This is a genomic window from Polymorphospora sp. A560, assembly GCF_045781765.1.
Lineage (GTDB): Bacteria > Actinomycetota > Actinomycetes > Mycobacteriales > Micromonosporaceae > Polymorphospora > Polymorphospora lycopeni.
Genome location: NZ_CP122282.1, coordinates 1,384,535 through 1,404,802, shown reverse-complemented (window position 1 = coordinate 1,404,802; position 20,268 = coordinate 1,384,535). Strand labels below are relative to the sequence as shown.

The following is a 20,268-nucleotide window of genomic DNA, read 5'->3' as shown; positions in this document are numbered from 1 at the left end:
ATTCCCCTCCTGGACCCGCCGGGGTCGCTTGCCGGAAGGTCGTCGTCCTCCCCGATGGACGGCCGGCCGGCAGCGGCCCCGGCGCCTTGCCGTCCGGGGCCGGGCCCGGTTTGCCCGCCTCCAACAGCGGGAACCGCATCGGACATGGACACGCTCAGCGTCGACGCCCGGCACGGCCACCGGCGGTGGTGGGCGCTCGCCGGCTTCGCCGCCGCCGTCGTGGTGGCCGCCGGCATCGGCGGCCTGGGCGTGAGCGGCACGGCGCAGGAGTACGGCGGGCTCGCCCGACCGTCGTGGGCGCCGCCGTCGTCGGTCTTCGGTCCGGTGTGGACCGTGCTCTACGCGATGATCGCGCTCGCCGGCTGGCTGGTCTGGCGGCGGGTGGGCTTCGGCCCCGCCCTCTACGTCTGGACCGCCCAACTGGTGCTCAACGCGCTCTGGACGCCGATCTTCTTCGGCGCCGGCCGGTACGGCCTCGCGTTCCTCGACATCGTCGTGCTGTGGGCGCTGGTCGGCGCCACCGTGGCGCTCTTCTGGCGGGTGAGCCGCCCGGCCGCGCTGCTTCTGGTGCCGTACTGGGCGTGGGTGACGTTCGCGGCGGCGCTCAACCTCGCCGTGTGGCGGATGAACTGATCCCTCGCCGTGTGCCGATGAACTGATCCCTCGCCGGGTGGCGGATGAACCGATCCGGCGGGCGCCGTGCCCGGCCCGGCCACGGCGCCCGTACGCGGATCGGTCGGTCAGCAGCGGGGCACGCCCGGGATGAAGCCGCTGTGACCGGTGTAGGTGTAGGCGTCGGCGATGAACCGGCCGCTGCCGATCCGGTTCCAGATGTTGCTGGTGCCGTAGGTGCCGGTCACCGACGTACCGGTGGTCTGGCAGTGGATGGTGACGTTGGTGCCGGTGGCGAGGGTGCCGACGGAGGCGTAGCCGGTGCCGGGGCCGGAGCGTACGGTCAGCGGGGTGCCGGCGGTGCGCACGGTGCCCGCGGCGGTGCTGCCGCCGGAGCAGCCGTTGTCGCTGGTGTAGTTGCGGGTGCCCCAGTAGAGGGCGAGGGTGCCGTTGAACCGGATCTTGATGTCGGCGCCGTTGAGCCGCTGCTCGTAGTGCAGGTGCGGGCCGGTGGAGCCGCCGGTGCTGCCGACGGTGCCGATCACCGTGCCGTGGCGCACGGTCTGGCCGACCGACACCCGGAACGCGTTCAGGTGCGCGTAGTAGGTGTGGTATCCACCACCGTGGTTGATCCGTACGTACTTGCCGTAGCTGGTGTTGCCGAGGTTGGTGACCCGGTCGACGGTGCCGGCGGCGCTGGCCACGACCGGGTCGTCGACGTCGTTGGTCCGGTTGAAGTCGATCGAGTTCTGCGGGCTGTGGTTGGTCCGGGTCTGGCCCGACCAGGTCTGCCCGCACGGGAACGGGACCTTGAAGGTGGGTGCGGCGGCGGCCGGCGCGGCCGGGATGATGACGGCGGCGGCGGCCATCAGCGCCGCGGCGGAGAGCGTGAGCAGACGTCTGAACATCCAGATCCTCCAAACAACGGTAATAATTGTCGATCTTTCGATGGATGTTGACAGAAAGCTGCAGGCGGCGGAAGGGGCTCTGGCAAGTTCACGCCAGTTCCGGTGGCGATGATCCGGTATACCTGTTGGCCATGGCCTCGCCGACGTACCTGATGTCCATGCCGTTGCACGCGATCACCGAGGTCTACGGCGAACCGGGCCTGCGAGACCGCCTGGACGAGGAACTCGCCCGGTTCTCCCCCGCCGACCGGCCACGCCTGGCGGCCGCCGCCGAACTCGCCGCCCACCTGCACCGCGACGACCGCCGGGTGCGCGAGCCGTACCTCAACCACCTGCTCCGGGTGGCGATCCGGATCATCCGGTACTACGAGGTCGACGACGTCGACGTGATCGTCGCCGCCCTGCTGCACGACGCGGTCGAGGACCACCCGGAGGAGTTGGCCGGACTGCCGCCGGGCCAGCCGTACGACGTGGCGACCCGGGCCGCCCTGGCCGAACTGGCCCGCCGGTTCAACCCGCGGGTGGCCGACCTGGTCCGGGCGGTGACCAACCCGGAGTACGCCCCGGACCGCGACCGGCACGAGCAGTACCGGGCACACGTGGCGGAGAGCCTGGACCGGCACCCGTGGGCACGGGTGATCAAGGTTTCCGACTTCACCGACAACGGGGTGGGGATCATCCACACCACCGGCGACCGGGTGGCGCGGCTCGCCCGCAAGTACCGGCCGCTCGTCCCGCTCTTCCGGGAGCTGATCGGACGCCCCGACACCCCGCTGTCCACCCGCGCCAAGGACCACATCTTCGACCAGTTGGACCTTGCGGAAACCCGCTTCGCCGCCATCCTCGGTGACTGAATCCGCTGGTCGGAGCGCTCCCATGAGCATCAGGTGCGCAAATGGCTACGGAGAGCAATCTCTTCGAGTTTCCTGATTGTTACTTGCCGATGCCTTTCTGGACTGGACTCCGAATGTTGCAAGCGCTTACATGTGAGGACGCCCACAGGAGTCGGGGCCGGCGTGTGAGCCGTGGGGCTCGGAAACGGCGCCGGCAAGGAAGGAGGACGGCATGGCGGTCTTCACCAGACCACGCCAAGCCCTCGTGATCGCCAGCGTGCTCGGCATTGCCCTCAGTGCCGCCGCGTGCTCCAGCGACGACAGCAGCGGTACCGACGCGGACTCCCCGGAGTGCGCCGCGTACGAGCCATACAAGGGACACGACGGCACCGAGGTGACCGTCTACGCGTCGATCCGCGACGCGGAGGCCGATCTGCTGGAACAGTCCTGGGCACAGTTCCAGGACTGCACCGGTATCGAGATCAACTACGAGGGCAGCGGCGAGTTCGAGGCCCAGCTTCCCGTACGCGTCGACGGCGGCAACCCGCCGGACATCGCCCTGATCCCGCAGCCGGGTCTGATCAAGCGCTTCGCCGACGCCGGCAAGCTCAAGCCGACCTCCGCCGAGACCAAGACGATGGCCGAGCAGAACTACCCGGCCGAGTGGCTGAAGTACGGCACCGTCAACGGCCAGTTCTACGGCGCGCCGTTCGGGTCCAACGTGAAGTCCTTCGTCTGGTACTCGCCGAAGACCTTCCAGGAGAAGGGCTACACGGTCCCGACCACCTGGCAGGAACTGATCGCGCTCAGCGACAAGGTCGTCGCGGACGGCCAGAAGCCGTGGTGCGTCGGTATCGAGTCCGGTGAGGGCACCGGCTGGCCGGCCACCGACTGGATCGAAGACATCATGCTGCGCGAGAACGCCCCTGACGTCTACGACCAGTGGGTCGAGCACGGTATCCCGTTCAACGACCCGCGGGTGGCCGCCGCGTTCGAGCGCGCCGGCTCCATCCTGAAAAACCCGGCGTACGTCAACGCCGGCTACGGCGACGTCAAGAGCATCTCCACCACCTCCTTCCAGGAGGGTGGCCTGCCCATCGTCGAGGGCAAGTGCACCCTGCACCGGCAGGCGTCGTTCTACGCCAACCAGTGGCCGCAGGGCACCCGGGTCGCCGAGGACGGCGACGTATTCGCCTTCTACTTCCCGCCGGTCGACCCGAGCAAGGGCAAGCCGGTCCTCGGCGGTGGCGAGTTCGTCACGGCGTTCGCCGACCGCCCCGAGGTCCAGGCGTTCCAGACCTACCTCGCCTCGGCCGACCACGCCAACGCCCGCGCCAAGCTGGGCAACTGGGTCTCGGCCAACAAGGGCGTCGACCTGAACAACGTGGCCAACCCGATCGACAAGCTGTCGGTCCAGATCCTCCAGGACACCAACGCCGTCTTCCGTTTCGACGGCTCGGACCTGATGCCGGCGGCCGTCGGTGCCGGCACGTTCTGGAAGGGCATGATCGACTGGATCAACGGTAAGGACACCGCCAGCACGCTGACCTTCGTCGAGCAATCCTGGCCCCAGTGATTTTCCGGTGGTCCGGCCCGCTCGGGCCGGACCACCGTCCATTGGGCCACCGGCCCGGTAGGTTCCGCGTGCGGGAGGACGCATGGAGTTCGCCGACGAAGCCCCGAAGCTTCTCATGTTGTTGTACGGCCTGGTGGCGTTCGTCGTCGTGGTGGGTGGCTTGCTCCTGCTGCTCGACGCCATCCCCAACTACTTCGCCCGGCGCCGCGAGCAGCGGCTGATCGCGGCGAGCACCGCCAAGGGCGGGCCCGGTGGGGACTCCCCCGCCCCGGTCGCCCGCCCCCGCCGCGGGGAGGGGCTCTTCGCCGCCTTCTTCCTGTTCCCGGCGATCGTGCTGCTGCTCATCGGCCTGGTCGTGCCGGCCGTACGCACCACCCTGCTGTCGTTGATGGACGGCGGCAGCGACAACTGGGTCGGGCTGCGCAACTACGGCTGGATGTTCTCCCAGCCCGAGATCCTCGACGTGCTGACCAACACCCTGATGTGGGTGGTCCTCGTCCCCCTGCTCGCGACCGGCATGGGGCTGCTGTACGCCGTACTGGTGGACAAGGCCCGGTTCGAAGCCATCGCCAAGTCGCTGATCTTCATGCCGATGGCGATCTCGTTCGTCGGCGCCGGCATCATCTGGAAGTTCGTCTACGCCTACCGCTCCGAGGAGCAGGAGCAGATCGGCCTGCTCAACCAGATCGCGGTGTCCTTCGGCGGCGAACCCAAGCAGTGGTTGCTCAACTCCCCCCTCAACACGCTGCTGCTGATCGCCGTCATGGTCTGGATCCAGGCCGGCTTCGCGATGGTCGTCCTGTCCGCCGCGATCAAGGCCATCCCGGCCGAGATCGTCGAGGCGGCCCGGCTCGACGGCGTCAACGCCTGGCAGATGTTCCGGCGGGTCACCCTTCCCAGCATCCGGCCGGCCCTGATCGTCGTGGTCGTGACGATCTCGATCGCCACCCTCAAGGTCTTCGACATCGTCCGGACCATGACCAACGGCAACTTCAACACCAGCGTGATCGCCAACGAGATGTACAACCAGGCGTTCCGGTTCGGACAGGTCGGGCAGGGCTCCGCGCTGGCGGTGTTCCTCTTCGTCCTGGTGATCCCGATCGTGATCTACCAGATCCGCAACCTGCGCCAGCAGCGGGAGGGCTGACATGACCACCACCACCCCCGCGCCGCCGGTGGCCAAGAGCGGCGCCGACCGGCCGAAGACCGCCGCCGGGCGGGTCCGCAGGCGGCTGAACACCCGGGTCGCGAGCCTCGTCTCGATCGTCATCGCGGTGCTGTGGACGCTGCCGACCTTCGGCCTGTTCGTCTCGTCGTTCCGCCCCGAGCAGGAGATCAAGACCACCGGCTGGTGGACCTTCTTCACCGACCCGCAGATCACCTTCGAGAACTACCAGGACGTTCTCTTCGGCCGGTCGTCCTCCGCCGGACAGCTCGCCAGCTACTTCGTCAACTCGGTCGTCATCACCCTGCCGTCGGTGCTGTTCCCGCTGGCCTTCGCCGCGCTGGCGGCGTACGCGCTGGCGTGGATCAACTTCCGGGGCCGGGACTGGGTCTACATCGGCATCTTCGCGCTGCAGATCGTGCCGCTGCAGATGGCCCTCGTGCCGCTGCTCAGCTTCTTCTCCCAGGGCGTCAGCGTCGGCGGTGTCCAGATCATGCCGGCCTGGGACCTCGACGACGAGCAACGGTTCATCCAGGTCTGGTTCGCGCACACCTGCTTCGCGCTACCGCTCGCCGTCTTCCTGCTGCACAACTTCATCGCGCAGCTGCCGGGCGACCTGATGGAGGCGGCCCGGGTCGACGGCGCCACCCACCCGAAGATCTTCCGTTCGATCGTGTTGCCGCTGATCACCCCGGCCCTGGCCGCGTTCGGTATCTTCCAGTTCCTGTGGGTATGGAACGACCTGCTGGTCGCCCTGATCTTCGCCGGCGGCGGCAACGAGGCGGCACCGCTGACCGTGCGGCTGGCCGAACTCGCCGGCACCCGGGGCAACGAGTGGCAACGGCTGACCGCGGGCGCGTTCGTCTCGATCGTCGTACCGCTGATCGTGTTCCTGTCCCTCCAGCGCTACTTCGTACGCGGCCTGCTGGCCGGCAGTGTGAAGGGCTGACCGCGGCACCATTGCGCGCGACGGTGGCGGGGGTGGTCCGGTGACCAGGATCGACGACGTGGCCCGCCGGGCCGGCGTCTCCACCGCCACCGTCTCGCGGGCCCTGCGCGGGCTGCCGACGGTGTCGCCGGCCACCCGGGAACGGGTGCTGGAGGCGGCGGCCGAACTCGGCTACGCCGCCTCCCCCAGCGCCTCCCGGCTGGCCGGCGGCCGCAGCGGGGCGGTCGCGGTGGTGATCCCCCGGGTCACCCGCTGGTTCTTCGCCACGGTCGTCGAGGCCGCCGAGGAGACGCTGCACGACGCCGGCTACGACCTGCTGCTGTACAACCTCGGCGGCCGCGAGCACGCCCGCCAGCGGCTGCTGCACACCGCCAACCTCCACAAGCGGGTCGATGCCGTGATGCTGGTGGCCACCCCGCTCGGGCCGGCCGACTTCGTGGCGGTCACCAACCTGGCCCTGCCCGGCGTCACGATCAGCTCCGGCACCGCCGTACCCGGGTGGCCTCGGGTGCTGATCGACGACCGGGCGGCCGCCGCGGCCGCCACCGACCACCTGCTCGCCCTCGGGCACCGGCAGATCGCGCACATCTCCGGCGACCCGTCCGACGAACTGGCCTTCACCACCCACATCGACCGGCGGATCGGCCACCGGCGGGCACTGCTCGCCGCCGGTGTGCAACCCGATCCCCGGCTCGACATCGAGGCCGACTTCACCATCAACGGGGGCAGCCGGGCCACCGCCGAACTGCTGCGCCGTGGCCCGCTGCCCACCGCGATCTTCGCCGCGTGCGACGAGATGGCCTTCGGAGCGATGGCCACGCTGCGGCAGGCCGGGCTGCGGGTGCCCGACGACATCAGCGTCATCGGCATCGACGACCACGACGTGGCCGGCGTCGTCGGGCTCACCACCGTCGCGCAGCCCGCCGCCGAGCAGGGCCGGATCGGTGCCCGCCTGCTGCTCGGCCCGCTCGGCCACGGCGATCCCGCCGACGCCGTCGAGCCGCCGGTGATCCTGCCCACTCGGCTGGTCGTACGGGAGTCGACGGCGCCGCCGCGGGCAGGTTGAGAGAGTCGACCGCGCCACGACCGGTCCACCCGGATCCAGCGGCTCGACCAGTACGGTGGAAACAGGTCGATCCGGCACGAACTGACGGGAGTAGCGCCCTGAACACGCACGAAACCTCCGCCACGGATTCCCCGGCCCAGGGTGGGCCCGCCGCCGTCCCGCCCGCCTGGTGGGGTGACGCCGTCATCTACCAGATCTATCCGCGCTCGTTCTCCGACATCGACGGTGACGGCATCGGCGACCTGCCCGGCATCACCGCCCGCCTCGGCCACCTCGTCGAACTCGGGGTCGACGCGGTCTGGCTGTCCCCGTTCTACCCGTCGCCGCAGGCGGACGCCGGCTACGACGTCGCCGACTACCGCGACGTCGACCCGATCTTCGGGCGGCTGGCCGACGCCGACGAGCTGATCGCGCAGGCGCACGCCCGGGGCCTGCGGGTCATCGTCGACCTGGTGCCCAACCACACCTCGTCGGCGCACCCGTGGTTCGTCGAGGCACTCGCCGCCCCGGCCGGCAGCCCGGCCCGCGCCCGCTACGTCTTCCGCGACGGCAAGGGCACCGACGGCGCCGAGCCGCCGAACACCTGGCGCAGCGTCTTCGGCGGGCCGGCCTGGACCCGGGTGCCGGACCCCGACGGTCGGCCCGGCCAGTGGTACCTGCACCTGTTCGACGTCGGCCAGCCCGACCTCAACTGGGACCTGCCCGAGGTACGCGCCGAGTTCGAGGACGTCCTGCGGTTCTGGCTCGACCGTGGCGTCGACGGCTTCCGGGTCGACGTGGCGCACGGTCTGGTGAAGCAGGCCGATCTCGCCGACTGGCACTACCCGGAGGAGCCGCTGAGCGGCGGCGGCAGCGAGGGCGTACGGCCGCCGATGTGGGACCAGGACGGCGTACACGAGATCTACCGGGACTGGCGCCGGCTGCTGGACAGCTATCCGGGCGAGCGGATCCTGGTCGCCGAGGCCTGGGTGCAGCCGGCCGAGCGGCTGGCCGCCTACGTCCGCCCCGACGAGATGCACCAGGCGTTCAACTTCGAGTACCTGCTGGCGGCCTGGACCGCGCCCGCCCAGTACGCGGTGATCACCCGCTCGCTGGCGGCCACCGACGCGGTCGGGGCGCCGACCACCTGGGTGCTGTCCAACCACGACGTCGTACGGCACGCGTCCCGGCTCGGGCTGCCGCCCGGCACGCCCAAGCCGAACGGGATCGGGGCCGGCGACCCGCAGCCGGACGCCGCGGTCGGGCTGCGCCGGGCCCGGGCGGCCACCCTGCTGATGCTCGCCCTGCCCGGATCGGCCTACCTCTACCAGGGCGAGGAACTCGGGCTGCCCGAACACACCACGATGGACGACGACGCCCGGCAGGACCCGACCTGGAAGCGCAGCGGCGGCGCCGAGCGGGGCCGCGACGGCTGCCGGGTACCGATCCCGTGGGAGGCGGACGCGCCGTCGTACGGCTTCGGGCCGACCGACGCCAGTTGGCTGCCGCAGCCGGCGCTGTGGGCCGAGTACGCGCTGGACCGCCAGCGGGAGGTGGCCGGGGCGACGTACGAGATGTACCGGGCGGCGCTGATGCTGCGCCGCGAACACGGGCTCGGCCGGGGCACGCTGTCCTGGGTGGACACCGCCGACGACGTGCTCGCGTTCCGTAACGGCGACCTGCTCGTGGTGACGAACTTCGGGGCCGATCCGGTCGGGTTGCCGGCCGGCACGCAGCCGCTGCTCAGCAGCGGTCCGCTCGACTCCGACGGCGGGGTGCCGACCGACGTCACCGTGTGGGCCCGCGCCTGAGACACGTCGACCGGCCGGTTCCGGGCCCGGGACCGGCCGGTGTGACGAGCGTGTCGTCAGCCGGTCCAGCCGAGCCAGGCCTCCCCGGCCGAGATGGCGCCGAACCAGAACAGCGCCGCCACGACCGGCACCAGCGGCACGTACGCCGGACGGCGGCGCAGCAGCACGATCGCGACGACGAGCAGCCCGGCCCACACCAGCAGCAGGAGCAGCACCGCCCAGCCGGGTGCGAGCAGGCCGCTGGCGGCGTACCAGACGAGGGTGGCGAGATGTGCGACGAGCCCGAACCAGCCGGCGACACGGGCCGGCAGCGGGTGAGCGTTCTGCATGCTGCCAAGCTTGCCGATCAACGGCCGGAAGTGCCCTCGGCCGACCGGTCGGTGCGGTCCGGTCCGGCCCCCGCCGCCCGCGCGGTCAGCAGGTCGTGCACGGCGACGATGTCGCGGGGGGCGGTGCGTGACGCCAGCCAGTACATGATCCCGGTCGGCACGAAGAACAGCTGGAAGGCGGCGAGCCCCACGGCGTAGTTCAGCGGGGGTGGGAACGCCCCGCGCAGTACGCCGAAGACGACGCCGACCAGCCCGTTGCCGGCCGCCCGGCCCACCCCGTTGACCAGGTTGCCGAGGCTGTAGACGGTGCCCCGGTGCTCGGGCGGGTTGACATCGGCGATCAGGGCGAACCAGTTCGGGGAGTTCGCCGAGGTCAGTGCCAGGGCCAGGACGGCGGTGAGGAAGCTGAGGCCGACCGTCGGCTCGGACACCACGCTGCGCAGCACGGCGGCGGTGACCGCGCCGCCGCCGGCCCCGTCCGGCACGTCGATGCGCATCGGCACGAAGAACAGGGCGACGTAGAACGGCACCGCGGCGAGGATGCCGACCGAGGCCACGATCGCCCGGCCGCGCGGGGTACGCCGTTGCAGCGCGTCGCCGACCAGGCCGCCGACGATGGAGAAGACCCCGCCGAGCTGGAACAGGGTCGCGAAGACACTGCCGACCACGATCGCGGTGGGCGTCGAGTAACCCTGGTCGAGAGCCCGCTGCTGGAACAGCACCGGCAGCCAGACCAGTGACCCGAACGCCGCCTGGGCGGTGAGGCCCTGGAGGATCAGCCACACGTTGCTGCGCCGGCCGACGATCTTCGGCAGGTCGGCACGGCCGATCCGGTAGTCGTAGTCGCCGCCGGCGGAGAGCACACCGGCCAGTTCGGGCTGGCTCGCGCCGCGCCGGATGTCGTACGTGAACAGGTAGGCGGCGGTCGCGGCGAGGCCGACCACGGTGAGCACCAGGAACGGGCGGCGCCAGTCGACGGACCCGAGCAGCCCGGCGACCAGGGTGCCGGTCAGGGTGCCGATGCCCTGCGACAGCCCCCAGAAGCTCATCACCAGGCCACGGCGGCGCGGTGAGATCAGGTCGGTGACGACCGAGAAGCCGACCGACCCGACCGCCCCCAGCCCGATCGCCGCCACGATCTGCGCGACGACGAAGCCGGCGTAGCCGGTGGCCAGCCCGCCGACCGCGCCGCCGGCGAGCGCGCTGCCGGCGGTGCCGGCCGCCCACAGCAGGGTGCCGGCGACCAGCAGCGGCTTGCGGTCGGTGCGGTCGCCGACGTACGCCCAGGCGACGGAGGCGACCGCGCTGACGAGGAAGGTGAGTGCGGTGACCAGGCCGAGGGCGCTGACGGGTACGTCGAACGACTCGGAGATCGGCCCGTAGAGCGGTGGGACGAGCCCGATCGCGACGTTGTCGAGCGAGGCGAGGACGACGAAGACGACGACGCTGTAGAACCGGTGGGCCGGGCTGCCCCCACGCGGCCCGACCCCGCTGGTCATCCTCGGCACCGCACCAGGATCACCCACGCCGCCGGCACCGGCAACACCCGGGGCCGGCGACGCGCTAACCGGTGACCGGACGGTCCCGGACCAGGTCGCGGCTTGCGGCGTACTGCTCGCGGACGTGCGGGGCGGGGGTGGCGACGTACTCCCGGGCCTGGCTCGCCGACCACGGTGGCGGCTCGGCACCACCCAGGGCGACCCAGGCGGCCTGGCGGGCGGCGCCGTCGGCCACGTATTCGCCGGGCGGCGGGACCAGCACCGGGACGCCGAAGACCTCGGGCGCGATCCGGCGGACCGCCTCGGACCGGGCCCCGCCGCCGACCAGGATCACCCGGTTGACGGCGGCGCCCTGCGCCACCAGGGCGTCCAGCCCGTCGGCGAGGGCGCAGAGCATGCCCTCGACGGCGGCGCGGGCCAGGTGGGCCGGGGTCGCGGTGCGCAGCGTCAGGCCATGCACCGCGCCGGTCGAGTGTGGACGGTTGGGGGTCCGCTCCCCCTCCAGGTAGGGCACCAGGACCAGGCCGTCGGCGCCGGGTGGCGCCTCCAGGGCCAGCGTGGCGAGGTCGTCGAGGCCGACCCGGAGCATCGTCGCGGCCGCGTCGAGCACCCGCGCGGCGTTGAGGGTGCAGACCAGCGGCAGGAACCGGCCGGTGGCGTCGGCGAATCCGGCGACCGCGCCGGATTCGTCGGCGGCCGGCCGGTCGGCAACGCTGAAGACCGTGCCGGAGGTGCCGATCGACACCACGACGTCGCCGGGCAGGGCGCCGACCCCGAGCGCGGCGGCGGCGTTGTCGCCGGTGCCGGGGCCGACCCGGGCGCCGGCCGGCAGGGTGCCGGCCGGGTCGGTCGGGCCGAGCACCCTGGGTAGGGCCGGCTCGCGCCCGTCGAAGGCGTGCCGGAGCAGGTCGGTGCGGTAGGCACCGGTGGCCGGCGACCAGTAGCCGGTGCCGCTCGCGTCGCCGCGGTCGGTGCGCAGGGCGGGGAGGCCGGGCGCGCCGGCCAGCCGCCAGGTGAGCCAGTCGTGCGGCAGGCAGACGGCGGCGGTGCGGTCGGCGGCGGCCGGCTCGTGCCGGCTCAGCCAGCGCAGCTTGGTGACGGTCAGGCTGGCGACCGGCACCGATCCGACCGCCTCGGCCCAGGCGCGCCGGCCGGCCCGGTCGCCGCCGAACTCGGCGACGAGGTCGGCGGCGGCGCCGGCCGAGCGGGTGTCGTTCCACAGCAGCGCCGGCCGGACCACCTTGCCGTCCTCGTCGAGGCAGACCATGCCGTGCTGCTGGCCGGCGATCGACACGGCTGCCACGTCGTCGAGCCCGCCGGCCTGGTCGATCGCCTCCTGGAGTGCCGCCCACCAGGCGGCCGGTTCGACCTCGGTGCCGTCGGGGTGGGCGGCCCGGCCCTGCCGGACCAGCGCGCCGGTCTCGGCGTCGCGGACGACCACCTTGCAGGACTGGGTCGACGAGTCGACTCCGGCGACGTACGGCATGACTGGCCTCCGCATCGACAGATCCGAAACTCTACCCGCTGCCCCGCCCTCTTCCAAGATCACCGTGATCAGGGAGTGGGTACGCCGGCGCGCCGTCGACACGCCGGAAATACTCCCTGATCACGGTGATCGAGGGTGGGGTCAGCGGGCGCCGAGGACGTGCTCCACGGCTAGCTGGTTGAGACGTACGAAGCCGAAGCCCTTCGCGGCGACCGCGTCGGCGTCGAGTTCCTCGTACGCCGACCGGTCGGCGATCAGGTCGGCGTAGGTCTCCCCCGCGTTCAGCGTCGGCTCGTTGAGGGCGTCGACCTGGCTGTCGGCCAGCGCCTGGCGCACCTCCGGGTCGGCGCGGAACGCCGCGGCCCGCTCCTTGAGCAGGAGGTAGGTGCGCATGTTGGCGGCCGCCGAGGCCCACACCCCGGTGAAGTCCTCGGTCCGCGACGGCTTGTAGTCGAAGTGCCGGGGGCCGTCGTAAGCCGGCCCGCCGTCCGGGCCGCCGTTCTCCAGCAGGTCGACCAGGGCGAACGCGTTGAGCAGGTCGCCGTGGCCGAAGACCAGGTCCTGGTCGTACTTGATGCCGCGCTGGCCGTTGAGGTCGAGGTGGAACAGCTTGCCGGCCCACAGCGCCTGGGCGATGCCGTGCGCGTAGTTGAGCCCGGCCATCTGCTCGTGCCCGACCTCGGGGTTGAGGCCGACCAGCTCCGGGTGGTCCAGTTCGTTGATGAACGCCAGCGCGTGACCGACGGTCGGCAGCAGGATGTCGCCGCGCGGCTCGTTGGGCTTCGGCTCGATCGCGAACCGGATGTCGTAGCCGCGGTCGAGCACGTAGCCGGCGAGCAGGTTGACCGCCTCGCGGTAGCGGTCGAGCGCGGCCCGGATGTCCTTGGCCACGTCGTACTCGGCGCCCTCGCGGCCACCCCACATCACGAAGGTGCGCGCCCCGAGTTCGGCGGCGAGGTCGATGTTGCGCAGCACCTTGCGCAGGGCGAACCGGCGTACGTCCCGGTCGTTGCTGGTGAAGCCGCCGTCCTTGAAGATCGGGTGGGTGAACAGGTTGGTGGTGACCATCGGGACCACCAGGCCGGTCTCGTCGAGCGCCTTGCGGAAGCGGCCGACGTGGTGGTGGCGGGCCGCGTCGTCGGAACCGAACGGGATCAGGTCGTCGTCGTGGAACGTGATGCCGTACGCCCCGAGTTCGGCGAGCCGGTGCACCGCCTCGACCGGGTCGAGCGCGGCCCGGGTCGCGTCGCCGAACGGATCGCGGGCCGGCCACCCCACCGTCCACAGGCCGAAGGAGAACTTGTCAGCGGGCGTGGGCTGGGCTGCCATGGCGACCTCCACGTAACACGTTTGATTTGTTTATTCGTTGAATTATTTGGCGCGGCTATGGCACTGTCAAGGTCATGGCGCAGGCTGGCACACGGTCGGGCAACACCCCGGTGAGGCAGGCCAGCCTGCGCGAACACAACCTCGGCCTGGTCCTGCGACACATCGCGACCGGTCCGCCGACGGCCGGCGGCACCGACGCGGCCGGCGGGACCGTCGGCACCGGCGGGACGGCCGCGGCGGGCGGCCGGGTGCCGTCGCGGGCCGACATCGCCGCCGCGACCGGGCTGACCCGGGCCACCGTCTCCGCACTCGTCGACGACCTGATCGGTGGCCGGCTGGTCACCGAGGTCGCTCCCACCCCACGTGCCGGCGCCGGGCGGCCCGCGCTCGGCCTGGTGCTCGCCGGGAACGGGCCGGCCGGGCTCGGGCTGGAGATCAACGTCGACTACCTCGCCGCGTGCGTCGTCGACCTGACCGGCCGGGTCCGGCACCGCGTCGTCCACCGCGCCGACCAGCGCCCGGCCGGGCCCCGGGACGTGCTGGCCCGGGTCGCCGACCTCGCCGCCGCCGTACGGGGCGAGGCCGAACGGCAGGGGCTGGCGCACGCCGGCACCGCGCTGGCCGTACCCGGACTGGTCACCGCCGACGGCGTCGTCCGGCTCGCCCCCAACCTCGGCTGGCGCGACGTCGACGTACCCGCCCTCGTGCACGGGCATCCCGCCCTGGCCGGGGCGCCGCTGACCGTCGACAACGAGGCCAACCTGGCCGCCCTCGGCGAACTGCACACCGCCGGCCCGGCCAGCTTCCTCTACGTCTCCGGCGAGATCGGGATCGGCGCCGGCATCGTGCTCGACGGCGCCCTCCTGCGCGGCGCCCGCGGCTGGAGCGGCGAACTGGGCCACGTCGCGGTACGGCCCGACGGCCCGCCGTGCGGCTGCGGCGCCCGAGGCTGCCTGGAGCGGTACGCCGGGCAGGACGCGATCCTGGCCGCAGCCGGCCTGGCCGACCGGGGCCACACCGCGGACCAGGCCGTCGCCCGGCTGACCAGCCTCGCCGAGGCGGCCGACCCGGCGGCGCTGCGAGCCCTCGCCGACGCCGGTTCGGCCCTCGGCGTCACCGTGGCCGGCGTGATCAACGTGCTCGACGTAGACACCGTCGTGCTGGGCGGTGTCTACGCCCCCCTCACCCCCTGGCTCGCGCCGGCGGTCGAGGACGAGGTCAACCACCGGGTGCTGACCGCCGGATGGTCACCGGTGACCGTCCGGGCCTCCCGGCTCGGCGGCGACGCGGCGGTGGTGGGTGCGGCCGGATCCGTCGTACGGGCCGTGCTGGACCGGCCGGCCCGCTGGCTGGCCGGCGGCCGCCCGTGACCGGGGCGGTGCCGCCTGGCCGTGACGGCGCCCGCCCGCCCGTGACGGTGTCCGCGCCCGGCCGTGACCAGTGCGGCGCCCGCCCGGCCGTGATCGGCGAGGCGCCCGCCCGGATCCGGGGTCAGGCCGAACGGGCCTCGTCCTCGGCCGTCTCGGCGCGGGCCGCCGACTCGAACTCACGCAGCCCGCGCAGCAGCGCCTGTTGGCTGCCGGCGCTCATCGCGTCGAGCACCGCCGCCAGCCGTTCCCGCCGGTCGCGGCGCAGCTCGGCGAGCAACGTCTGACCGACCGGGGTCAGGTGCAGCGAGATCTCCCGCCGGTCGGCCCGGCCGGGCACCCGTTCGAGCACCCCCGCCGCGACCAGCCGGTCGCAGAGCCGGCTCGCCGACGACAGGATCATGCCCATGCTCTCGGCCAGCCCGCGCAGGTTGATCCCGTCGTACTGCTCGACGATGATCACCGCGCGCAGCTGTGATCCGGACAACCGGCTGGTGGCCCGCTCACGTGCCGAATCCCACACGGACAGCAACGCTTCCGCCGCGGCGTCCACCTCGGCGGCGATACTCGGTTCCGGCCCGTCTGGACCATGGTGTTCGGCCATGGTGGGCCTGACACTACCCTCGCGGCACCCGCCGCCGGACAAGCCAGGGGGCGGATCATGTACGAGCGGCTGATCGGAGTGCGGCGATCCCTGACCACGGCACCCGCCGACGAGATCGTCGAGTGCCTCGGCGGGGCGCTGGCCAAGGCGTACGGCGTCACCGGGACGGAACTTCTCCAGGTCGACTACCGGATCGCCGCGCTCCTGCCGCTCTGCGGGGACGGGCCGGTGACGTCGCCCGGCGACCCGGCCTGGCGCAGCTTCGACCACCAGGCCGAGATCCTCCACGAGGACACGCTCTACCTGCCGGTCACGATGCGCGGCGACCGGATCGGGGTGCTGCGCCTGCGAGCCGTACCCGACGACCCGCGACTACGCGACGAGCTGGCCGAGATCGCCACGTCGCTCGGGCACGAACTGGCCGCCGTACGCTCCAGCACCGACCGCTACTCGGTGGCGGCGCGTACCCGCCGGTTGACCCTCGCGGCGGAGATGCAGTGGGAGCTGCTCCCCGGCCGCAGCCGGTCCCGGTCGTCGTTCAGCCTCGCCGGCCAACTGGAGCCGGCGTACGCGGTGCGCGGCGACAGCTTCGACTGGGCCGACGACGGGCACCGGGCCTGGCTCGCCACCGTCAACGGCATGGGTGAAGGGGTGACCGCCGCCACCCTGACCACCCTGGCGATCCAGGCGCTGCGCAACGCCCGCCGCGCCGGGCTGTCCCTGGCCGACCAGGCGTCCCTGGCCGACCAGGCCGTCTACGCCCACCACCGGGGTGTGCAGCACATCGAGACGCTCCTGCTCGAACTCGACCTGGCCACCGGGAAGGTCCTCGCCGTCGACGCCGGCTCGCCCCGGGTGCTGCTGCTGCGGGAGGGCGAGGTGGTCGAGCAGCGGCTGGAGGCGCAGTTCCCGCTCGGCATGTTCGACGGCACGATCTACCACGCCCAGAGCTTCGACCTGCAGGTCGGTGACCGGCTGTTCGTCCTCAGCGACGGCATCTCCGACGCCACCGCGACGAACACCCGGTACGGCGAGTCGGCGCTGGAGCGGTTCGTCCGGCGTACCCGCCCGCTGGCACCGCTGGAGGCGGTGCGCTCGCTGCTCGGCGACGTGCGTGCCTTCGTCTCCGGCGACCTGGTCGACGACGCCGTGGCCGTCTGCCTCGACTGGACCGGCCCGCAGCACTGACCGCCGCCGCTCCCCCGCATCCCCGGACGGGTGGGGCGGAGCGGCGGGCTCAGTAGGCGCCGCGGCTGTTGACCACCGCGCCGAAGGTCTTCCAGAGGATGGCGAGGTCGGCGGCGAGCGACCAGTTCTCGACGTAGTAGAGGTCGAGGCGGATGCCGTCCTCCCAGGTCAGGTCGGATCGGCCGCTGACCTGCCACAGGCCGGTCATGCCGGGCTTGACGAGCAGCCGTCGGGCCACGTCGCCGTCGTAGCGGGCCACCTCCGACGGCAGCGGCGGGCGCGGGCCGACCAGGCTCATGTGCCCGAAGAGCACGTTGGCCAGCTGGGGCAGCTCGTCGAGCGACCACTTGCGCAGGAACTTGCCGACCCGGGTGACCCGGGGGTCGTCGCGCATCTTGAACATGAGGCCGTCGGTCTCGTTGCTGGCCGCCAGCTTGGCGAGCAGCGCGTCGGCGTTGACCACCATGGTGCGGAACTTGTAGACGCCGAACTCCTTGCCGCCCTGCCCGACCCGGACCTGTTTGAAGATGACCGGGCCCCGGCTGTCGAGCTTGATGGTCAGCGCGATGACGGCGAGTACGGGCAGCGCCAGGGTGAGCGCGATCAGCGACAACGAGCGGTCGACCAGGCCCTTGATGAACTTCCGGGCGCCGCGGAACTCGGGCGCCTCGACGTGGATCAGGGGCAATCCGGCGACCGGCCGGGTGTGGATGCGCGGGCCGGCGACGTCGGTCAGCGCCGGTGCCAGCACCAGGTCGATGCCGGTGCCCTCGAGCTGCCAGCCGAGCCGGCGCAGCCGGGTGGCGGTGAGTTCGCCGGAGGCGGTGACGGCCACGGTGTCGGCGCCGGTCGCGGCGGCGGCGTCGGGGATGCCCCGGAACGAGCCGACGACCGGTACGTCGCCGAGCCGCTGGGGTACGGGGGCGAGCAGCGCGTCGGGGATGCAGGCGCCGACCACCTCGTAGCCGGCGTACGGCTCGCGGCGCAAGGTGTGCACGAGTTCGAGCACGTGGGCGGTGTCACCGACGACGAGTACCTGCCGGGACCAGCCGGCGCCCCGCGAGCGGGCCCGGTGCAGCCGTTTGCGGGCGGCGAACCTGGCCACCAGCATTCCGGCGATGCCGAGCGCGAACGAGAGGGCGAGGAAGCCGCGGGCGACCCCGACGTCGGCGATGTATCCGGCGATCGCCACGGTGGCGGCGAGCCGGAGGCTGGCCGAGGTGACCCGGCGGTATTCGTCGGCGCCGTAGCCGAGCACCCGGTCGTCGTAGCAGTGCAGCAGCTTGAGCGAGAGCAGCCACACGAGCACCAGGGCGGGTCCGACTATCAGGTAGGAGATGTCGGAGCCGCGGCCACGCGGTTCGGAGGTGCCGAACCGGATCAGGTAGGCGCCGAGCACCGCCAGCACCAGGACGACCGTGTCCAGGACGAAGATCGCGCGGATGTACGCCCGCTGCCGTATCCGCAGCGATTCGGCCCGGGCCTGCGGCCCGGCGCCCGCCTGGACCGCGGCGGGGCTCGAAAGCGTCGCCGACGACACCAATCCACCCCCAGGTCAGAAGTCGACGAAAACCCGGAACATCACCCGGCTCATGAACGCGAGCCGGCTGCTCCGGGCACTCAGTCATCTTTGCCTACGTGGGTACTCGTCCAGACCTTGCGACAAAAAACTGTCACTTGATTGCGGCCATAGGTTCATCCGCGGGAGCAGATCGCAGCCACGGCACCACTCAACGTGATTCGGCATTGTCGTCCATCGCTGAGTCGCAGGTCAGCCGGGTGCGGCCGGACGCAGCGCGATCGCCTGGAGGAAGATGTCGCCGATCTTCGCCGGGTCCTCGGTGACGAAGACGCCACCCCCGGTCACCTTGGTGATCGCGTCCAGTTCGTCGCGGCTCACCCCGTCGCCGATGCCGATGATGACGACCTGGATCGGCCGGCGCGGGTCGACGAGCGCCTGCAGGTCGCTGAGCAGCTTCTCCTGCGAGATGCCGTTGTCGTCGTCGTTGCGACCGTCGGTGAGCATGACGACGGAGTTGACCCGCCCGGGCTCCCACCCCTCCTGCATGCTCTCGTACGCCGCCAGCACGGTGTCGTAGAGGCCGGTGTCGCCGTCCGGCTTCGGGGTGATGGCGTTGAGCGAGCTGAGCAGCCTGCTCCGCTGGCTGCTCAGCGGACCGACGGGCTGCTCCTCGCGGTAGTCCCGCCCGCCGGACAACTCGGTGGAGAAGGTCCACAGCCCGACGGCCCAGGAGTCGTCGAAGAGACCGAGCCCGCGCTGGGCGGCCTGGAGGGTGACCTGCATCCTGGTGGCGCCGCCGGCGGTGGGCACCCGTTGCAGCATCGATCCCGACACGTCGATCACCGCCAGCATGCGCGCGGGCAGGGTCACCGCCGTCCAGGTGGACAGGGCGCGCTCGACCGCCGCCGGATCGGGGCCGCGGGCCGGTGCGCCGGGCAACGCCGACCCGCCGGGGTCCGGTGACGCGCTCGTGCCCGGTGCGGCGGACGGCGGGGACGGCAGTCCGGCCTGTGCCCCGCGCGGCGCCTCGAAGCCCTGGCCCCAGGTGCCGTCCGGGCCACGCAGTCCACGGGCGCCGAGCCGGTCCCGGAACGCCGCGGTGTCGAGCACCGAGAACAGCCCCTCGGCGGCGGCGGCCCGGGCCGGATCGGTGCCGGGCAGGATCGCGTACGGGTAGTCCAGCGCCATCGACGCCGGCTGCGGGTAGAGCGCGGCGAGCGTGATCGGCGGCCGGGCCGCGTTGTAGGCGATCACGTCCTCCTCGGAGAGCGCGGCGGCGCCCAGCGCGGAGGCGACGGAGGCCGGGTCGGCCGACCGTGGGAAGCGGGCGACCAGGTCCTGACGCAGTGCGGAGCGGCCGGTCGCCAGGGCCCGCAGCGCCGCCGTCGTGGCCTGCTGGGCGCCCTCGCCGGCGGCGCTGGCGGCGGCCCCGACGGCGAGCAGCAGCGACAGCCCGGCGGAGTCCCGGGTCGGCTCGACGATGCCGGTCCGCAGCTGGGTACCGGTGGTGATCTGCTGGAGCAGGTCGGCCCAGGTGAGCTGCTTGTCGGGCCAGCCGAACGAGGTGGCGACCGGCTCGGGCATCGCGACCACGACCGGGCTGTGGGCCACCGGGGCGTTGTTGGTCGGGGCGAATCCGGGCGCGGCCGCGCTCAGCCGCAGCAGCCAGGTCGACGAGTCGGGCACCCAGACGTCGGGCATGACGGCGGTGCCGCTGGCCCGGCCGACCCCGGCGAGCGAGATGCCGTGCAGTCCGGCGACGGCGGCCGCGACGTCGACCGAGTCGGTGCCGCTGACCGTGACCGCGACGCAGGTGCCGTCGACGGCCGCGCCGTCCTCGACCCACTCGGCCGCGGCGGCCTCGATCACCGGCGCGATCTCGGGTGCGGCGGCGACGTTGAGCGGCACCCGGCCGGAGCAGTCGGCTCCGAGCACGGTCCGGTAGGCGAACCAACCTCCGGCGGCTACGACGACGAGCGCCATCGCGGACGCGATGGCGCTCGTTCCACGGAAGCTTTTTCGCATGCGATGGCGGCCCGGCACGG

The 20,268-nt window shown here is 72.3% G+C and carries 17 protein-coding genes; 9 read left to right on the top strand and 8 right to left on the bottom strand.

The features are described 5' to 3' along the window. The first annotated feature begins 144 nt into the window (after positions 1 to 144). Positions 145 to 633 carry a TspO/MBR family protein gene (locus tag QCD66_RS06445; protein WP_364221685.1) on the top strand — a complete coding sequence of 163 codons (489 nt, stop codon included), beginning with the start codon at positions 145 to 147 and terminating at the stop codon, positions 631 to 633. Positions 634 to 740: 107 nt separating this feature from the next. Here the strand turns inward: QCD66_RS06445 and QCD66_RS06440 are convergent, their stop codons facing one another. Next, positions 741 to 1,520: a peptidoglycan DD-metalloendopeptidase family protein gene (locus tag QCD66_RS06440; protein WP_364221688.1), complete on the bottom strand. Its 780-nt coding sequence runs from the start codon at positions 1,518 to 1,520 to the stop codon at positions 741 to 743. Between the two features lie 131 nt (positions 1,521 to 1,651). On the opposite strand from QCD66_RS06440, the gene QCD66_RS06435 reads away from it, so the two are divergent. The 6 genes from QCD66_RS06435 (at position 1,652) to QCD66_RS06410 (ending at position 8,899) form a co-directional block, all read left to right on the top strand. Continuing rightward, on the top strand, positions 1,652 to 2,374 hold the full coding sequence (locus QCD66_RS06435; RefSeq protein WP_357543525.1) for an HD domain-containing protein: 723 nt from the start codon (positions 1,652 to 1,654) through the stop codon (positions 2,372 to 2,374). Positions 2,375 to 2,585: 211 nt separating this feature from the next. Then, complete coding sequence (locus QCD66_RS06430; protein WP_364221692.1) at positions 2,586 to 3,929, top strand: ABC transporter substrate-binding protein; 1,344 nt, start codon at positions 2,586 to 2,588, stop codon at positions 3,927 to 3,929. An 82-nt stretch (positions 3,930 to 4,011) separates the two neighbouring features. Further along, entirely contained in the window at positions 4,012 to 5,076 is a 1,065-nt protein-coding gene (locus QCD66_RS06425) for a sugar ABC transporter permease (protein ID WP_364221695.1), read from the top strand. 1 nt (position 5,077) lies between these two features. Continuing rightward, positions 5,078 to 6,043, top strand: a complete 966-nt coding sequence (locus QCD66_RS06420; RefSeq protein ID WP_364221698.1) for a carbohydrate ABC transporter permease — start codon at positions 5,078 to 5,080, stop codon at positions 6,041 to 6,043. A gap of 40 nt (positions 6,044 to 6,083) precedes the next feature. After that, positions 6,084 to 7,109, top strand: a complete 1,026-nt coding sequence (locus tag QCD66_RS06415; RefSeq protein ID WP_364221701.1) for a LacI family DNA-binding transcriptional regulator — start codon at positions 6,084 to 6,086, stop codon at positions 7,107 to 7,109. Positions 7,110 to 7,294: 185 nt separating this feature from the next. Next, positions 7,295 to 8,899, top strand: coding sequence for an alpha-amylase family glycosyl hydrolase (locus QCD66_RS06410; protein ID WP_364221776.1), 1,605 nt, complete (start codon positions 7,295 to 7,297; stop codon positions 8,897 to 8,899). Between the two features lie 56 nt (positions 8,900 to 8,955). On the opposite strand, the gene QCD66_RS06405 is transcribed toward QCD66_RS06410, so the two are convergent. The 4 genes from QCD66_RS06405 to xylA all read right to left on the bottom strand — a co-directional run bounded on the left by QCD66_RS06405 (position 8,956) and on the right by xylA (position 13,542). Further along, positions 8,956 to 9,228, bottom strand: a complete 273-nt coding sequence (locus QCD66_RS06405; RefSeq protein ID WP_357543515.1) for a hypothetical protein — start codon at positions 9,226 to 9,228, stop codon at positions 8,956 to 8,958. 17 nt (positions 9,229 to 9,245) lie between these two features. Beyond that, complete coding sequence (locus tag QCD66_RS06400) at positions 9,246 to 10,727, bottom strand: MFS transporter (protein WP_375734043.1); 1,482 nt, start codon at positions 10,725 to 10,727, stop codon at positions 9,246 to 9,248. Positions 10,728 to 10,791: 64 nt separating this feature from the next. Continuing rightward, positions 10,792 to 12,213, bottom strand: a complete 1,422-nt coding sequence (xylB, locus tag QCD66_RS06395; RefSeq protein ID WP_375734064.1) for a xylulokinase — start codon at positions 12,211 to 12,213, stop codon at positions 10,792 to 10,794. Positions 12,214 to 12,354: 141 nt separating this feature from the next. Then, positions 12,355 to 13,542, bottom strand: a complete 1,188-nt coding sequence (gene xylA / locus QCD66_RS06390) for a xylose isomerase (protein WP_375734042.1) — start codon at positions 13,540 to 13,542, stop codon at positions 12,355 to 12,357. Positions 13,543 to 13,616: 74 nt separating this feature from the next. Here xylA and QCD66_RS06385 point away from each other — a divergent pair, with 74 nt between their 5' ends. Further along, on the top strand, positions 13,617 to 14,912 hold the full coding sequence (locus QCD66_RS06385) for an ROK family protein (protein WP_375734041.1): 1,296 nt from the start codon (positions 13,617 to 13,619) through the stop codon (positions 14,910 to 14,912). Between the two features lie 121 nt (positions 14,913 to 15,033). On the opposite strand, the gene QCD66_RS06380 is transcribed toward QCD66_RS06385, so the two are convergent. Continuing rightward, positions 15,034 to 15,513: a MarR family transcriptional regulator gene (locus QCD66_RS06380; RefSeq protein WP_364221714.1), complete on the bottom strand. Its 480-nt coding sequence runs from the start codon at positions 15,511 to 15,513 to the stop codon at positions 15,034 to 15,036. 57 nt (positions 15,514 to 15,570) lie between these two features. Here QCD66_RS06380 and QCD66_RS06375 point away from each other — a divergent pair, with 57 nt between their 5' ends. Continuing rightward, on the top strand, positions 15,571 to 16,701 hold the full coding sequence (locus QCD66_RS06375) for a PP2C family protein-serine/threonine phosphatase (protein WP_375734040.1): 1,131 nt from the start codon (positions 15,571 to 15,573) through the stop codon (positions 16,699 to 16,701). Positions 16,702 to 16,750: 49 nt separating this feature from the next. On the opposite strand, the gene QCD66_RS06370 is transcribed toward QCD66_RS06375, so the two are convergent. Both QCD66_RS06370 and QCD66_RS06365 read right to left on the bottom strand, forming a co-directional pair. After that, positions 16,751 to 18,241, bottom strand: a complete 1,491-nt coding sequence (locus tag QCD66_RS06370; RefSeq protein WP_357543503.1) for a sugar transferase — start codon at positions 18,239 to 18,241, stop codon at positions 16,751 to 16,753. Between the two features lie 231 nt (positions 18,242 to 18,472). Beyond that, on the bottom strand, positions 18,473 to 20,206 hold the full coding sequence (locus tag QCD66_RS06365; protein WP_375734039.1) for a substrate-binding domain-containing protein: 1,734 nt from the start codon (positions 20,204 to 20,206) through the stop codon (positions 18,473 to 18,475). Positions 20,207 to 20,268: the final 62 nt, after the last annotated feature.

What these genes read in the sequence shown, in the direction of transcription:
- QCD66_RS06445 (WP_364221685.1), top strand. Translation starts at nt 145, where the DNA reads ATGGACACGCTCAGCGTCGACGCCCGGCACGGCCACCGGCGGTGGTGG.
- QCD66_RS06440 (WP_364221688.1), bottom strand. Translation starts at nt 1,520, where the DNA reads ATGTTCAGACGTCTGCTCACGCTCTCCGCCGCGGCGCTGATGGCCGCC.
- QCD66_RS06435 (WP_357543525.1), top strand. Translation starts at nt 1,652, where the DNA reads ATGGCCTCGCCGACGTACCTGATGTCCATGCCGTTGCACGCGATCACC.
- QCD66_RS06430 (WP_364221692.1), top strand. Translation starts at nt 2,586, where the DNA reads ATGGCGGTCTTCACCAGACCACGCCAAGCCCTCGTGATCGCCAGCGTG.
- QCD66_RS06425 (WP_364221695.1), top strand. Translation starts at nt 4,012, where the DNA reads ATGGAGTTCGCCGACGAAGCCCCGAAGCTTCTCATGTTGTTGTACGGC.
- QCD66_RS06420 (WP_364221698.1), top strand. Translation starts at nt 5,078, where the DNA reads ATGACCACCACCACCCCCGCGCCGCCGGTGGCCAAGAGCGGCGCCGAC.
- QCD66_RS06405 (WP_357543515.1), bottom strand. Translation starts at nt 9,228, where the DNA reads ATGCAGAACGCTCACCCGCTGCCGGCCCGTGTCGCCGGCTGGTTCGGG.
- QCD66_RS06400 (WP_375734043.1), bottom strand. Translation starts at nt 10,727, where the DNA reads ATGACCAGCGGGGTCGGGCCGCGTGGGGGCAGCCCGGCCCACCGGTTC.
- xylB (WP_375734064.1), bottom strand. Translation starts at nt 12,213, where the DNA reads ATGCCGTACGTCGCCGGAGTCGACTCGTCGACCCAGTCCTGCAAGGTG.
- xylA (WP_375734042.1), bottom strand. Translation starts at nt 13,542, where the DNA reads ATGGCAGCCCAGCCCACGCCCGCTGACAAGTTCTCCTTCGGCCTGTGG.
- QCD66_RS06385 (WP_375734041.1), top strand. Translation starts at nt 13,617, where the DNA reads ATGGCGCAGGCTGGCACACGGTCGGGCAACACCCCGGTGAGGCAGGCC.
- QCD66_RS06380 (WP_364221714.1), bottom strand. Translation starts at nt 15,513, where the DNA reads ATGGCCGAACACCATGGTCCAGACGGGCCGGAACCGAGTATCGCCGCC.
- QCD66_RS06375 (WP_375734040.1), top strand. Translation starts at nt 15,571, where the DNA reads ATGTACGAGCGGCTGATCGGAGTGCGGCGATCCCTGACCACGGCACCC.
- QCD66_RS06365 (WP_375734039.1), bottom strand. Translation starts at nt 20,206, where the DNA reads ATGGCGCTCGTCGTCGTAGCCGCCGGAGGTTGGTTCGCCTACCGGACC.